The sequence below is a fragment of the Actinomyces provencensis genome, assembly GCF_900155435.1.
Lineage (GTDB): Bacteria > Actinomycetota > Actinomycetes > Actinomycetales > Actinomycetaceae > Pauljensenia > Pauljensenia provencensis.
The window spans coordinates 1-1,110 of the sequence record NZ_LT700227.1 but is presented as its reverse complement, the minus strand read 5'-3'; the positions used below and the strand labels follow the sequence as shown (position 1 = coordinate 1,110).

Genomic DNA, 1,110 nt, shown 5'->3' with positions numbered 1-1,110 from the left:
CAGATCTTCTGCCAGTGGGGGCGGGGCTGGTCAGCGAAGGCGGTGAGGTCGACTTCGGCGTCGGTGAGCATCTGGGCGATCTGGGGGAAGGTCGGGGTCAGGGAGGCCACGACCTGGTGGTAGGCGTCCTTGACGGCCTCTGGGGTGGTCTGGGCGAAGATGGTGGCGATGAGGGCGTTGACGGGCTTGGAGCGGGTGGAGCCCAGGGTCTGGGTGACGTTGCGAGCGAAGTGGACGCGGCAGCGTTGCCAAGAGGCGCCGGTGAGGATGGCTTTGACGGCGTTCTTGATGCCTTGGTGGGCGTCACTGGTGACGACTTGCACTCCCAGTGGGTCAGTGTCGGTTGAGACCTTGAGGCCGCGCTCGCGCAAGGATCGTAGGAACTCCGTCCAGAAGTAGGTGGACTCACTGTCGCCGATCCTCATGCCCAGGATCTCACGCCTGCCCTGGGCGGAGACGCCGGTGGCGACCACGACCGCTTTGGACACGACATGGCCGGCGTGGCGGACGTCGACGTAGGTGGCGTCCAGGAACAGGTACGGGTACCACGTGTGGGACAGGGGACGGGTCAGGAACTCCTCGACCACGGAGTCGATGTCGGCGCAGATCCTTGAGACCTGGGACTTCGAGATGCCCGACTCGCATCCCAATGCCTTGACGAGCTCGTCGACCTTGCGGGTGGACACCCCGTTGATCCACGCTTGGCAGATGACGGCGTAGAGGGCCTTGTCGATCCGCTTGCGGGGGTTGAGGAGGCTGGGGAAGAAGGACCCCTCACGCAGCTTGGGGATGGCCACCACCACGTCTCCTGCCGGGGTGGACACCGTCTTGTCGCGACTTCCGTTGCGTCGGGTGAGGCGGGACTCGCTGCGCTCATAGCGCCCCGCCCCGATCTTGGTGGTGGCCTCAGCATCGATGAGGTCTTGGAGGCCCGCCTCCAACAGTCGACGGAACACGGCGTCTCCTGCAAGGCTCGGGTCGGACAGGACTTCACTGATCAAGGTGGACAGGGCAGACTGGTTGCGGGCCATCGTGGGAACACTCCTAGGATTCTTGGTCGAAACTCTGGACACCCACGATGGCCCACCAACACCCCAAGGATGCTCGCTG

General features: G+C 64.7%; 1 protein-coding gene. It reads right to left on the bottom strand.

Annotation, left to right across the window (positions count from 1 at the left end):
- Positions 1 to 1,031 (bottom strand): IS256 family transposase (locus BQ9890_RS14415; protein ID WP_075893347.1); only part of this gene is annotated, 1,031 nt, incomplete at its 3' end.
- Positions 1,032 to 1,110: the final 79 nt, after the last annotated feature.